Source organism: Arthrobacter flavus (assembly GCF_039526005.1).
Taxonomy (GTDB): Bacteria; Actinomycetota; Actinomycetes; order Actinomycetales; family Micrococcaceae; genus Arthrobacter_D; species Arthrobacter_D flavus.
Genome location: NZ_BAAAIJ010000054.1, coordinates 1 through 13,194, shown reverse-complemented (window position 1 = coordinate 13,194; position 13,194 = coordinate 1). Strand labels below are relative to the sequence as shown.

8 protein-coding genes and 3 pseudogenes are annotated in these 13,194 nt (G+C 58.6%); 4 read left to right on the top strand and 7 right to left on the bottom strand.

The features are described from left to right. A pseudogene (locus ABD059_RS14120) lies at positions 1–995 on the bottom strand (IS110 family RNA-guided transposase); the annotation flags it as partial. A 750-nt stretch (positions 996–1,745) separates the two neighbouring features. Next, positions 1,746–1,988 carry a hypothetical protein gene (locus tag ABD059_RS14115; RefSeq protein WP_343881138.1) on the bottom strand — a complete coding sequence of 81 codons (243 nt, stop codon included), beginning with the start codon at positions 1,986–1,988 and terminating at the stop codon, positions 1,746–1,748. Between the two features lie 129 nt (positions 1,989–2,117). On the opposite strand from ABD059_RS14115, the gene ABD059_RS14110 reads away from it, so the two are divergent. The 3 genes from ABD059_RS14110 to ABD059_RS14100 all read left to right on the top strand — a co-directional run bounded on the left by ABD059_RS14110 (position 2,118) and on the right by ABD059_RS14100 (position 6,553). Further along, positions 2,118–5,084: a Tn3 family transposase gene (locus ABD059_RS14110; protein WP_343881136.1), complete on the top strand. Its 2,967-nt coding sequence runs from the start codon at positions 2,118–2,120 to the stop codon at positions 5,082–5,084. Next, positions 5,081–5,794 (top strand): plasmid pRiA4b ORF-3 family protein, encoded by a 714-nt coding sequence (locus ABD059_RS14105; protein ID WP_343881134.1) that lies wholly within the window; start codon positions 5,081–5,083, stop codon positions 5,792–5,794. Before ABD059_RS14110 ends, ABD059_RS14105 begins: the two co-directional genes overlap by 4 nt. Before the next feature lie 141 nt (positions 5,795–5,935). Continuing rightward, positions 5,936–6,553, top strand: a complete 618-nt coding sequence (locus ABD059_RS14100) for a recombinase family protein (RefSeq protein WP_343881132.1) — start codon at positions 5,936–5,938, stop codon at positions 6,551–6,553. A 1,077-nt stretch (positions 6,554–7,630) separates the two neighbouring features. Here the strand turns inward: ABD059_RS14100 and ABD059_RS14095 are convergent. From ABD059_RS14095 to ABD059_RS14085, 3 genes and pseudogenes are all read right to left on the bottom strand, one after another. Continuing rightward, positions 7,631–7,990 carry a VOC family protein gene (locus tag ABD059_RS14095; RefSeq protein ID WP_343881131.1) on the bottom strand — a complete coding sequence of 120 codons (360 nt, stop codon included), beginning with the start codon at positions 7,988–7,990 and terminating at the stop codon, positions 7,631–7,633. Between the two features lie 66 nt (positions 7,991–8,056). Further along, the gene (locus tag ABD059_RS14090) at positions 8,057–8,206 is read right to left on the bottom strand and encodes a hypothetical protein (RefSeq protein WP_343881129.1); all 150 of its coding nucleotides are present in this window, start codon (positions 8,204–8,206) and stop codon (positions 8,057–8,059) included. A 1,069-nt stretch (positions 8,207–9,275) separates the two neighbouring features. Continuing rightward, positions 9,276–9,566, bottom strand: a pseudogene (locus ABD059_RS14085) (transposase); the annotation flags it as partial. A 1,064-nt stretch (positions 9,567–10,630) separates the two neighbouring features. On the opposite strand from ABD059_RS14085, the gene ABD059_RS14080 reads away from it, so the two are divergent. Next, positions 10,631–11,473 carry a hypothetical protein gene (locus ABD059_RS14080; protein WP_343881127.1) on the top strand — a complete coding sequence of 281 codons (843 nt, stop codon included), beginning with the start codon at positions 10,631–10,633 and terminating at the stop codon, positions 11,471–11,473. Positions 11,474–11,861: 388 nt separating this feature from the next. Here the strand turns inward: ABD059_RS14080 and ABD059_RS14075 are convergent, their stop codons facing one another. Both ABD059_RS14075 and ABD059_RS14070 read right to left on the bottom strand, forming a co-directional pair. After that, the gene (locus ABD059_RS14075; RefSeq protein WP_196868149.1) at positions 11,862–12,449 is read right to left on the bottom strand and encodes a hypothetical protein; all 588 of its coding nucleotides are present in this window, start codon (positions 12,447–12,449) and stop codon (positions 11,862–11,864) included. A 432-nt stretch (positions 12,450–12,881) separates the two neighbouring features. Further along, a pseudogene (locus ABD059_RS14070) lies at positions 12,882–13,194 on the bottom strand (hypothetical protein); the annotation flags it as partial.

Below are 13,194 nucleotides of genomic sequence, written 5' to 3'. Positions count from 1 at the left end.
GTCTGGGTCTGTGGTGATTACCTCGTATCCGACCGGAATCCTTAGGCGCCAGCGCGAGGCCCGCGACTCCGGCGAGCCGGTCGACGCTATCAAAAACGGACAGATCACCACCTATGGCGCCAAGAAATTCGGCTCCGAGAAGGGGGCCGAAGCCTGGCATACTGAGCATGACCTCTGCCTGGTGGTGTTCGCGAAAACGCTCAGCTATGAGCGTGTCCAAAGCATCGAGCTGGTTCTGAATATCCAGGACTTCCTGCGCGAGCTCGGCGACCATCTGCGCACCGATCCGCTGGGCAGCAACGGTGGTGTACTGGGATTTCGCTGCAGTTATGGCCCTTTCCGCCACATCGGCGCTGCTGCGGGTGCCCTGGCTCTTAAGCCAGGTGTGCAGGCGTTTCTGTCCGAGTCTGCGCAGGGCATCGGGAGTCTGGTATCTCGTGAGCAGCAGCAGCCCGGCCTTGGATCTGCTGTAGTCAAAGGCCTGTTCGAGTGCGGGGAAGTATTCCAGCAACTGTGCACGCAGGCGGTTGATCGCACGAGTGCGGTCACAGGCCTTGTCCCGTGCGGCGGGCGGTAAGGATCCGCAGATCGACGCTGATGTCATCCCCGGTACGAACCGGTTGCAGATCCCGACGCATCCGGGCCTGGTCGGCGATCACCGCGGCGTCCTTCGCATCGGTCTTGCCGTCTCCACGTTAAGTCCGGGAAGCATGATGTACCGTGCGTCCTGGAATGTAGAGGAGTTGCTGGTCATGGGCTGCAAGCAGTGCGATCAGCAGTGCAGCCCCACCGTGGTTCAGATCCACAGCCCAAACCACCTCTCCCCCACCGCTAATCGCCGCAACGTTTCCCATCAAATCCAGCAGGTATGTCTCATCATTGGCTACCCTCTGAGAAAATAATCGGGCTCCCTGATCGTCAATGACGACGCAGTGGTGATGGGTTTTACCGGCGTCTATCCCGGCCCACAATTGCGGCAAAGCGGCCTCCTTCATCGATCGGATATGAAGCCCAGCAGATAACCTCGCCGTCGTGTCCTTATCCAGCGATCATTTCTTGTCGCGTCTCTCAATCAGCGGTCGGGCCATCATCGAAGCGACAGGCGGCCAATCCTTCGAAGCCGTAACAACTGTCCGGCACAGCAGCAAAAGCCATACCCATCACCCCTGGGTAGCCAAGACACTACAACTGCCCCGGTAACTACCTACTCAACAACATAAGGACAGCAGCAAAAAGAAAAGTTCCTGCCGGTGGCGACGAAGGAGCCGGCGGCAGGATAGGCCGCAGCGAAGCGCAGAGCAGCTTTGGTTGAATCGGTGACGCAGATTTACTTCACCACGGGATCACACACGAGGAACAACATGTCTTGAGACTGCGGCGGGTAGTGGCGTCCTGTACTGGAGGGGCTGGCGCAGCCGGTAGAGGCTGTGGAGCAGGCACATACACTCCCCCTCAGCAGAAAAAGCCTGTGCCTGAGCGGCAGCGAAGTACTCTAAAGCCCTGGAGAACCCTCGTGACGAGACAGCCTAACGGCCAGCCAACAGAGGGAGCGGCCGTCAGCACCGTGAATGCAAGTAAAGCAATCATTGCAATGCTTGCGTTACTGCGTGGGCCAGGGCAGCGACTACGCGGATCTTGCCGCTCAGAACTGTGACGGAAGCTGTTAACGACGGTGGCGGCCCAGAGTCGTAACTCTGAACCGCCACCTATTTCCAGTGGTGCAAAAGAAGCATCCCGAACGTGCGTTAGATGTGGAGCTGTCGCTGACGACGCATAACCCCGTAGGTGATTAGTGCGGCGGCGCCGAACACCAAGCCCAGCGCTCCAGTTGCGTACCCAAAAAGCATGAGGATGCCGGCGCCGATGTTTGCACCGCCCTCGCCGGAGTCATTCATGAGAGCCCAACTTCCGATACCGATTCCAAGGAAGCCGATCACTAGTAGGGAACTGCAGAGAAGGTGCAGGACCTTCAAACTTTTCGTGGTCATATCGTCTCGCTTCCATAAAGCGTGGTCGGTATTGAAGCCTAACGCGGTCCGCTAGTGATTTATAGCTTGACCCCTTAGGGCCCAGTACTCCTGAACGTGTCATAAGGTGCCAGTCGGTAGTGTGAGTGCATGGACGGTGGGTTTTCTGATGAGCTGTTGGCGGATTGGACTCTTGTAGAGGTAGATCGACGGTTGTTGGGGCAGAAGACCGGTGCGCAGGGTCTCGGGTTCGTCATGTTGTTGAAGTTCTTCGAGCTGGAGGCGCGTTTCGCCCGTGATGCAGCTGATTTTCCTGCTGGCTCGGTGTCCTACGTTGCTGACCAGCTTTGTACGACCGCTTCTGCACTCGATGCTTATGACTTTTCAGGCAGAACGTCGAAACGCCATCGTGTACAGATTCGCGAAGCTTTTGGGTTCAGGGAGTTTTCACTCGCTGATGAGGCCGTCTTGGCAAACTGGCTGGCGCAGGACGTATGCCCAAGGGAGGTACGTGATGGCGCGCTGGCGGAGGCTTTAGCGGTCCGTTGTCGACAACTGAAGATTGAACCTCCTGCCCGAATTTCACGGATCGTTGGTGCGGCAAGGTCTGCTTTTGACCAGGAGTTCTGCGCCGGCGTCGTTGCTCGTCTTGGCCCGGCGGGTGCGGCCCGGTTGGAAGCAGTGGTTGCGGATGGCACTGCTGGGTCGTTTCTGGCGGCGTTGAAAGCCGATCCTGGCCCTGCCGGTCTGGAGTCCTTGCTGTCGGAGGTGGAGAAGCTCTCCGCCGCGCAAGCATTGGATTTGCCGCCGGATTTGTTTGCCGGGGTGTCGGAGAAGGTCGTGAACGCGTGGCGCGCCAGGGCGGCCAGGATGTATCCGTCTGATTTCTGGGACACACCCAGGCCGGTGCGATTGACGCTGCTCGCGGCGTTGTGTCATCAACGAACAGTGGAGATCACGGACAGCCTGGTCGATCTGCTGCTTGTTTTGGTGTTGAAGATCAATACCAGTGCGGTGAAGAAGGTCGAGAAGGAACTCACTGACGATCTCCAACGGGTGAGGGGCAAGACAGAGCTGCTCTTCCGGCTGGCCGCAACAGCGGTCGAACACCCTGATGAGACAGTCCGGGACGCGCTCTTTCCTGTGGTGAGCGAGAAGACCTTGCAGCAGCTCGTGAAGGAAGCGAAAGCCAACGAGAGCGTGTTCCAGGGCAAGGTCCGGACCGTGTTGCGGGGGTCGTATTCGAACCACTACCGACGGATGCTCCCGGCGTTGTTGTCCGTGCTGCAGTTCCGCTGCCACAACACGGCGTTCCGGCCCATCATGGCCGCCATCGCACTGCTGAAACAGTATGCCGAAGTGAGGAGCAAAGCCCAGTACTTCAGCATTGATGAACAGATCCCCTTGGTTGGTGTGGTGCCGAAGGCTTGGGCTGGCGCCGTCACTGACGAGAACGGGCGGGTGGAGCGGATCCCGTACGAGCTGTGCCTGCTGGTTTCGTTGCGCGATGCTCTACGCCGGCGGGAAGTCTTCGTCACGGGGGCCAGGAAATGGCGCGATCCGGAAGAGGATCTACCGAAAGATTTCGACGCATCCCGGGAGCTGCACTACGAGGCGCTCCGTCAGCCGTTGGACCCGTCAGCTTTCATTCACGATCTGCAATCCCGGATGACCCGGGCGCTGGAGAGTCTGGACAATGCGCTTCTTGGTGATACGGCAGGCCGGGTCAAGATCACCAAACGCAAGGGTGCCCCGTGGATCATGGTGCCGAAGCTGGAAAAACAGGTTGAACCGGCGAACCTGGGTAAACTCAAAGACGAACTCATCCGTCGTCGGGGAACACTGGATTTGCTGGAAGTTTTCAAGGAGGCCGACTTCCTGACCGGGTGCACGGAAGAGTTTACTTTTATCTCTTCACGGCAAAACCTCGACCAGGACACGCTCCGTCGGCGGCTGCTCATGTGTTTGTTCGGGTTGGGGACGAATATGGGGATCAAAGCGATCGCCAGCGCCGGCGGCCATACCGAGACCGAGCGTGAGCTGCGGCATGTGCGCCGGACGTTCATCACCAAAGACAGCCTCCGCCAGGCAATCGTGAAAGTCGTCAACGCCACCTTTGAGGCCCGGAACCCGGCCTGGTGGGGTACAGGCAACGCGTGTGCGTCGGATTCGAAGAAGTTCGGGTCCTGGGAATCGAACCTGATGACCGAATGGCACAACCGGTACGGCGGCCCCGGGGTCATGATCTACTGGCACGTCGAAGAGAAATCCACCTGTATCTACTCCCAGCTGAAGAACTGCTCCTCCTCGGAGGTCGCGGCAATGATCGAAGGAGTCCTTCGCCACGACACCACTGCCGAGATCGAGGCGAACTACGTCGATACCCACGGTGCCTCGATTGTCGGGTTCGCCTTCACCGAGCTCCTGGGCTTCAAGCTGTTGCCGAGGTTGAAGAACATCGGCTCGATCCGCCTCTACCGGGCAGGCAACGAAGAAGCCTACGGCGAGATCACCCCGGTGCTGTCCCGCCCGATCAACTGGGAGATCATCGCCCAGCAATACGATCAGATGATCAAATACGCCACCGCGCTCAAGCTCGGCACTGCCGAATCGGAGACGATTCTGCGCCGCTTCACCCGCGGCGGCCCGAAGCATCCTACATACCAGGCTCTGGAGGAACTCGGCCGGGCCGTGCGCACGATCTTCGCCGCCGACTACCTCGCCAACGAAGACCTCCGGCGCGAGATTAATTCCGGGTTGCAGGTGGTGGAGAACTGGAACAGCGGCAACGACGTCGTCTTCTACGGCAAGAACCGGGACCTGACCGGCCCGGACAAAGAAACCACCGAAGTCTCCATGCTCGCACTCCACCTCCTCCAGTCATCGCTCGTGCTGATCAACACGCTGATGCTGCAGGAAGTCCTCGAGGATCCGGCCTTCCATGACATGCTCACCGCTGAGGACTGGCGCGGGTTGACCCCGCTGTTCTGGGCCCACATCAACCCCTACGGCCGTTTCACCCTCGATATGAACACCCGCCTGGGCCTGGGCCGGCAGCAGTATTCGGTCAGCACACCAGAGCCCGCACCATCAAGGAAAGAGAAGGTCCTGGCATGAATGAATCCCTCCCCGCCCCGGCGCGGGTAAATCCCCGGAGCAAAGGGAAACTGATCCGGGCCAAAATCACCCTGCTCGGGTCGGACCCGAAGATCTGGCGGTCCTTCGAGGTCGATTCCAGTCTCTACCTGGACGAATTCCACGACGTCCTGCAGGTGATGATGGGGTGGGAAGATTCCCACCTGCATTCCTTCACCGAGCACAACCCGAACACGCCGGGACGCCGGCCCTCCACGACCAGGTCCTGGGCCCCGGTCTACGTTCGGGCTGAGGACGATGACGGCTGGTACGACCCGGAAGAAACCGTCCGGGTAGGGAAAGTCCTCAATGAAGGCTCCACCCCCTTGTTCTACGAATACGACTTCGGAGACGGCTGGACCCACCGCATCGATTGGGTCGAAACCGTCAAGAAAAACAGTAGTGATGCTCATGCCAGGGTGATCCGGGGTAAACGGCGTTGCCCGCTCGAAGACTCCGGCGGCATCGGCGGCTACGAACACCTCCTCACGACCTTGGCCAATCTCGACACAGTCGAGGAAACCGAGCGGGAACACGCCCAATGGCTCCACGAATGGGCGCAAGGGACCGCCCAACGATCCGGTGGCGAAGAAAACTTCGACCCCGGATACTTCGATCTTGCCGCCGTCAACACCAACCTCGAGAAACTATTCACTCCCGACCCCGGGGAGGAACGTCTTGGAAATCTTTAGATTTTCAAGACACCCGATCCGACCCCAGGAGAACAGGAAAATTTCGCACCGTGGCACGGAACAGCCATGTCTCGACAAGTCGTCTCATAGCACGACGTGTCTCAGACACGTCTTTAGGGGTTTATGGGGCAGACTACGGTCATGGCACTTCTCGGATACACCCGGATCAGCACCGCCGGCCAGGACGACCGGCTCCAACGCGACGCGCTCACCGCTGCGGGTGTCCTGGCCCGGGATATCTACTCCGATGTGACCTCCGGAAGCAAGGAAGCTAAAAGCCGCCCCGGCATGCAAAAGCTCATGGGCTACGCCCAAAGCGGGGACACGATCGTGGTGTGGCGCATCGACCGGCTCGGCCGGTCTCTGCTCGATGTCCTGGGCACCGTCAACGGGCTCCGGGACAAGGGGATCAAGGTCCGCTCGATCGCCGACGGCATTGACCCTGAAACAGCCACGGGACGCCTGATGCTGAACATGCTCGCCACCTTGGCCGAGTACGAACGCGAACTCATCACCGAACGCGTCAACGCCGGCATCGCCGCCGCCCGCGCCGCGGGGACCATCTTCGGCCGCCCAGTGACCGACCGTGCCCTGACCGCCGAAAAGCTCCAGATCGTCGCCACGGCCCGTTCCGAAGGAAAAACAGCGCACCAAGCCGCCCAGCTGGTCGGCTGGTCCCGGGCCACCCTGTATCGGCACCAACAAACACGGGCAGCCACCCCAACCACGACGCAACACAAACTCACTGGCACCTCATGACACGTTCAGGAGTACTGGGCCCTTAGGAGGCGACGCCAGAGTTTTCTTTCGGAGGCGGGCATCTAGTTATTAGCTCCCCTGCCATCATAAGAACTGCTCCCGAAAGCGCGAACTGCCCCATAATAGACTCCCGCTTGTGATACGCAACCATTTGACACTGTCCCCGTCGTACCTAGGACGCTGTAACAATCGTTGATCAACTCTGCTAGGAAGGCCTGATCACAAGCGTACCGGTCCGTGAACGAATTGGGCCCGTAACAAATATCATGCTGCTGGCAGGTGGCCGTGAAGCTCACGAGTCCGAACAGGTAGCTTTCAGGTGAATAGCTGCATGCATTAGCTGCCGCAAGGGTAGAGACTCCGCCAGTGGAACTTTGCTTGCCGAGTGTAGGCGCGGGCTCAGATGCGCCTATGATTTTCGCATCGCTAATAATTTCGTCTTGGGTAGGTTTGTCATACCCGAGGTTTACAAGGGTAGCGCGAAACTCAGCCTCCCACTTTGAGTCCAATACTTCGGTAGACGAAGATTGCGCTGTTTCGGTTGGCGCATTGGATGCATTTGCGGGAGCAGCCATCCCAAAGAGGGATAAGACCAGTACGCCGCTCATTATGAGCGACGATAGGAGCTTGTTATTATTTCGGCCCCTGCTTTTCATTTTGGTTCGAAACCGTCCATTAAATTCATTCATCGCTTTCATTCACCTTCCCCTAGGTGTTGAGGCTATTGTATATTCGGTTGAACAAACTCAGGCTGCCATATGTAAAGCGTGATGGGTAGGCACAAAGATTCGATAATGATAATTGTTGCTGATCTGAGACATTGGGCCTGAGTTGCAGGTTGAGGGCACTTTGAGGTGTTTCCTCAGGTCACAGGCTTGCGGGGGTGTGGGGCTCTTCGGTCATGTGGCGGAGTGGGGGCCCAAGGTTGTCGGCGCAGCTGGTAGGGCTGTGGAGCAGGCGCGTACACTCCCCCAGTCAGCAGAAAAAGCCTGTGGCTGAGCGGTAGCGAATTGCTCTATCACCTTGGGGAAATCCGTGGGGTAAGACACGAAAACGGTCATTCTTAACGGGGCGGTTCTACCAGCTGACGAGGCAGAACGGGTGGCCGGCCGGGTCCAGATACACCCGGTGAGCTTTGGAGCCCGAGTTCATGCTGACGGCTCCCAGTGCCAGCACTTTTGCCTCGGCGATGTCCAGGTCATCAACCCTGACATCGAGGTGCACCTGCTGGGGTAGGTCCTGGCTCGGCCAGCGGGGCGGCGTATAGTCAGCAACCCGCTGGAAGCCGAGTGCTGGCCGATCCGGTGCGTCTCCGATGGAGATCCAGCCGTCGTCGTCGTGCTGCACCCTGATCATCCCCAGAATGTCCTCATAGAAGGACGCCAGACGATCAGTGTCTGGACAGTCGAACACTGTGGCTTGCCATTTTCCGATCATGTTCCAGTATGTTCCAGGGCCCCCGAGGGATGGAACCCCTCAAAGTCCTTCATGAGTACAAGTAATTCAAGGCATGTGTTCAGGAGTGGAATAGGGCAGGTCGCGCCCTTGCCTGAATTCTCCTTCGTGTTCTTCGAATGGTGCGCCGTCGTTGAACTCGGTGACGAGGCGTTGCAGTTCACGCTCTGGGCCGTCGTGGACCAGTCTTGTATTCACCTTCGGTCTCGGCGGTTTTAGTACGGCGGTTCTAGCCTGAGCAATGGAGCTAAAAACCTCTACATCAAGTAACCCTGGTTCGTCGCACAATAGGGGTTCCTCGCTCGCAACTCATCGGCCTAGTCGACGGTGCTCAACGCTGTAAGTGCAAGGGCGGATCAATCCTGGGAGGGAGCAAGCGACGTATGAGCGCCGGACAGGTGGGCTGACTTCTGCTAGCCATTCGGTGGTTTCGGTTCGGAAATCCCAAGATCTAGTTGATGCTGATCGGCAAGAATCACACGCTCATCTAGGAGCGTCGTTTCGTCCTTCGTGGAACCAGGTGCAGTACTAGAGTTAGGACTCTTCGGTGGACGGTCGTCGGTCGTTCCGTCTCCGACATCATCCTTAGTTTTGGGTTCCGATTGATCATGCTGTTCCTCCCGAAGCAATTGCTTTGACACAGGGGAAACAGGTGCCTGACCTACTATCGATTTCTCCTGTCGCTTCACCCCTGGCAACGGTTCTCCTAGGAGGTATGCCCGTGCTTGAGCACGGAAACTCGGAGATAGTCCTGCAGAAGCGACCAAAAATCCACAAACATCCGCGACCAGCTTCGCTGCCACAGGATCAAAGTTTCTCCCGAAAATGTCACCTAGCGGGATGCGCTTCTTTGCTGCCATCAAAGCTGAGGCTACTTCTGCGTATCGAAGGCCCTCTTGGATCTCATTAGGTCGGCGCAGCAATCGCGCGACAAGTTCTCGCATGTTGCTGTAGTAAGCAGGTAAATGGTCTAGATCTGGGCTACCCGTCGGCGCAACGGTGCGGAGCAACGCTGCCGTTTCCTCTTTTTCCCGCAACTGCGTCGCTCCACCAAACAAATACTCTTGGAGCCCGCGGTCCGGGTCCCTCAAAAAGGCGCCACGAAGATGCTCTGTGACTCGGACTAGAGCTAGTAGGTATAGCCAAGCAAGGTCCAAGAAGAGTGCGAGATGGATAGGGTTACGGGGGTCAAGATGTTTGCCTGCCTCCTTAAGATGAGCGACCGGGACTGCCCACGGTTTGGTTGACTCGTGGGGTTGATAGTTTCTTAGGCGGCTAGCACCATGTTGTTGATTGTCTCAAACTCGATCGGGGTTAGTTTACCGAGGGCTTTCTGCCGGCGTCGGCGGTGGTAGGTGCGTTCGATCCAGGTGATGATCGCGAGCCGCAATTCCTGGCGCGTTTCCCAGCGTTTGCGGTTCAGCACGTTCTTCTGCAGTAGCGAAAAGAATGATTCCATTGCGGCGTTATCGCCGCACGCGCCGACTCTGCCCATCGAACCTGTCAGCCCGTTGGCGTGCAGCGCTGAAACGAACTTCCGCGATCGGAATTGGCTGCCCTCGGCCTGGCCGAAGTCGACCTGCGCGGTGCCGGCGGGCCACACCAGCTCGGTGAACCCCTCACCGGTCTGGCGGTTCCGGGCCGTCCACTTCTTCACGAACCGCTGCACCGGGGAGTAAGTGCCAGTGAAACCATGCTCATCGACGAGCCGGTCGAAGATGCGTTTGGCCGTATGCCGCTGCTTGCGGTTCCGGCGCTGGTCCTCGCCCAGCCACATCTCGATGATGTGCTCGACCCCGGTGAGCACCGAGGCCCCGTTCCGGGCCGGCGGTGCCGGTGGTTCCGGGGAGTAGTTCTCCTGATCGGCGTATTTGGTCACCGAGGACCGGCTGACGCCCAGCCTGCGGGCGATCTCCCGGTCCGGGACTCCCTGGGAATCCAGTCTTCTGATATTTTCTTGTACGGACATGGGTACCGTCATCTGCTTTCCAGCCCTTCCGGCGCATACGCTTCGCAATGGCAGCGCCGTAAGGAACCTATCTGGTGGTGGCGGGCCCATGTTCCTGACACTCAGGGAAGGGGCCCGGCCATCGGGTGATCTTTATCTCCAAGCCAGCCCCCGAAACCATAAATTCGGGAAGAAAAGACTGGCCTGATTCTTACCGCTCTTTTGGCCTGAAACGAGCCACCAACTTGGCTCAAATTCCCGGCTGAAACGGCCTACAGATAGTCGATCACACACATAACGCCGATAACGTTCTATTACGTCGCCCGGCCCCCGGCAGTGCATATGGCGGTTCGCCGGTCGGCCTTAGGTACTTCAACAGCTAACGCCTTGTGGTTCCACTGCGGTGTTGCACGGCTCCACTAGACGGAACGAGCAGCTTGTTCGGCGGTGCACGGTCAGGTAAGTTTCCGAGACAGAAGCAGTGCCGCCAAGCCGGTGATCAAGGTCTTGCATCGAAGCGCAATTCAGGTGTCTCAGAAAGCTGTTGCTTACCGAGACCCTTTCCGCAGAGCGGCCGGCGGAATCCCTCATGCAAGCCCCTCGAATTCGCGCTGAACCTCTGTCAGACTCAGAGCATCGGAACGGCGCCCGTGATGGCGAATGGGATGGATAACATGCGCAGGCTAACCCTCAGCACGTTGGTGATCTTCGCCCTTGCCACCCCGCTGGCTGGTTGCGGCATGGTAGGCGCAGCCCGAGATGGAGGTTCAGACGCGACGCCAACTACGCAAAGCACCCCTGGCGTGCAGCCGTGGCAAGCGCCCGACGGCGGCGTGATGGTTACCTGCAGCGACGGCTCGCCCTTCCCTGCTGACACGGTTGCCAGCGGGGGGATCCAGGTCGATCCCAAGGAATCCGAGGCGATTGTCGCTGCTTTGGCCGACCTGAAAAAAACGGGTGGTATCGACGCCCCAATGCCCTTGCAGCAAGCCGACGTCGAAGAGGTGAATCGGGCCGTACTGTGGCTGGACGACGCTACCGACGAGAAGGCCCTCGGCCTCCTGATTGCCCCAAGCAATTCGACTGGCTTCTCCCTCGAGACTGATTGGTACGTGGTCCTGGGACGTCAGGACGCCCAGTTGCGTGCCACAAGCTGGCAATCTAATTGCGGTGCCCGACCAGCCTTGACCAAGGGAAATACGTGGGCGGAGATAGCTCTCTCGCCCGACACCTCGACCTCGGAGAGTACGACCCTGAATCTGCGGATCTCTGAGGTGGACTGTACGGGTGCTAGGGACCCTGCCCCCTTCCTGGCGACCGAACCCGTCGTTGTTGAGACCGAGGACGAGGTCACGGTCTACTGGACGTCCCAACAGATCCAGGGTGGCGCCGACTGTCCCGGTAACCCGTGGGTCGAGCGCACCCTGCAGCTAGATCAAGCTCTAGGAGATCGCACGTTGATGGACGGCTCCACGTGGCCGCCTGCTCCAGTCACCTTAAAAACCGCGAGCGACTAATACCTCGACCTTGCCGGCGATGAGAAGCACCACACGCAGACCGGGTTGGTCGGCGCAGGTTGACCAACTGAGACTGCTCCAGCCCATGGAAACAACTGTCAGGACCCTGGGCAGGGAGGGCACTCCCGCCGTCACGCTGATCGGTTGACGTACTACTCAGAGCAGAAACGCCGATAACACCCTGTTACGTCGAGCTGGCCCCTTGGACCCTGTGGCTGATCTAAACCCCAGTTCATGCTCATGAGCAGGATCACCGGTAAAATTGTCACAACAGGTAGACAGAATACCTACCGCCCATGTTTAATGGATGTAGCTCCTCTCCTGCTGGGAGAGTCGAGAAGTAAGGGCCAGGATCCCCGTGATTAGCGGGACCTGGCCTTCGCGCTGTCTAGATCACTATGTCGATGCGTTCCACAACACCGTTGTACAGCTCCATCCATCTATTGTTCTTGGACTCTGCGTCTCCCAGCGCTCCCAGCACTTGATCTGGAATCCACAACATCGGCTCTGTGGACGGCTGCTCGATGTATACGCGGAGTCTTGGTGGAATTGACCTGCTACCGCGTAAATGCTCGATAAGGGCCATATCTCGCTTGTTTAGGGACTGAGTGCGTTGTTCCAGGAACACTTTATTGACTTCCAGCTGCCCCAGTTCCCAAAGCAGTCGTTCCATGCATTTCGCGCGAGCGTGCTCTTGCTTCCGGTAATTCAGTGGTGTCCCCACAACTATCAGGTGCGCCATATCCAAATCAGCAATGAGCCCAGTGACGCGCCTTTTCTCGCGATCTCCCATGTCAGTCCAGTGCAGCTTCCGGGCACCTCTAGGCAGCACACCCCGCAATTCGTCCCTTGCTCGTTGACAGCACGACGGATCAGCCACGACGGCGCCGAGCAGATACATGCGCTCGTCGTCCCTCGTGGGTCGCATGCTCTCATCTACCCACGCGTGAAGCTCGAAGCTCTTGGAATCTTGCACCCACCACATTCTTCCAGAGCATGACGGACTACGAATCAGCATCCATTACTTATTGTGGGTGAGCTAGTCACAACGATGGTGGACACCTCGACCGCCCCGCCCAACACCCAGCCGTGCCAAACCGCGCGGAAAGCTGGGCCTGGATCGCCACGCACTCCTAGATCAGCAAATTCCAAGTGGCCCATCGGCCGGCGGTAGTTGCACAAACGTAGGTCCCTACTCATCTCAAACGGGCACAGAAAACGAGACAGACAATGCGGCGTGTCACGCCGCCCGGATCACCTGAACCTCGATGTCACGCCGACCATCGTTACCGGTCAGCGGCCCTGCTCCACTCAGGGTCCCGCTTCCGGTCATGCACGACGGTGAGCAGCCCTTTGCCGCTTGTACGGTCCGGTTGTGGTCAATTTGAAGGGCCACCGACTTGGGGCGCTAAGGTTTGTGGGCGGTAATGACCAGGCTGCCGATGCCCTGCCCGGTTGGCTCGCCCTCGAATCCGCCGAAGACCTCATCGACGACCAGCCCTGCCTCGCTGAGCATGGTGCGCAAGTGCTCTTCTGAACGGAAGCGGAGGGTGTCACATCCGACAGTCTCAGTGCCATCAACGCCAACTTCGTGCGCACAGAATTCAACCAGGCCGTTCGCCTCGTCAACATAGATGGTTTTGGTTGGGTCCCCGTGTAGAAGTCCAGTGTTTGTGTGAGTTTCGTGTCCGAGAATGGACACAGGAGGAAATTCACGAATC

What these genes read in the sequence shown, in the direction of transcription:
- ABD059_RS14115 (WP_343881138.1), bottom strand. Translation starts at nt 1,988, where the DNA reads ATGACCACGAAAAGTTTGAAGGTCCTGCACCTTCTCTGCAGTTCCCTA.
- ABD059_RS14110 (WP_343881136.1), top strand. Translation starts at nt 2,118, where the DNA reads ATGGACGGTGGGTTTTCTGATGAGCTGTTGGCGGATTGGACTCTTGTA.
- ABD059_RS14105 (WP_343881134.1), top strand. Translation starts at nt 5,081, where the DNA reads ATGAATGAATCCCTCCCCGCCCCGGCGCGGGTAAATCCCCGGAGCAAA.
- ABD059_RS14100 (WP_343881132.1), top strand. Translation starts at nt 5,936, where the DNA reads ATGGCACTTCTCGGATACACCCGGATCAGCACCGCCGGCCAGGACGAC.
- ABD059_RS14095 (WP_343881131.1), bottom strand. Translation starts at nt 7,990, where the DNA reads ATGATCGGAAAATGGCAAGCCACAGTGTTCGACTGTCCAGACACTGAT.
- ABD059_RS14080 (WP_343881127.1), top strand. Translation starts at nt 10,631, where the DNA reads ATGCGCAGGCTAACCCTCAGCACGTTGGTGATCTTCGCCCTTGCCACC.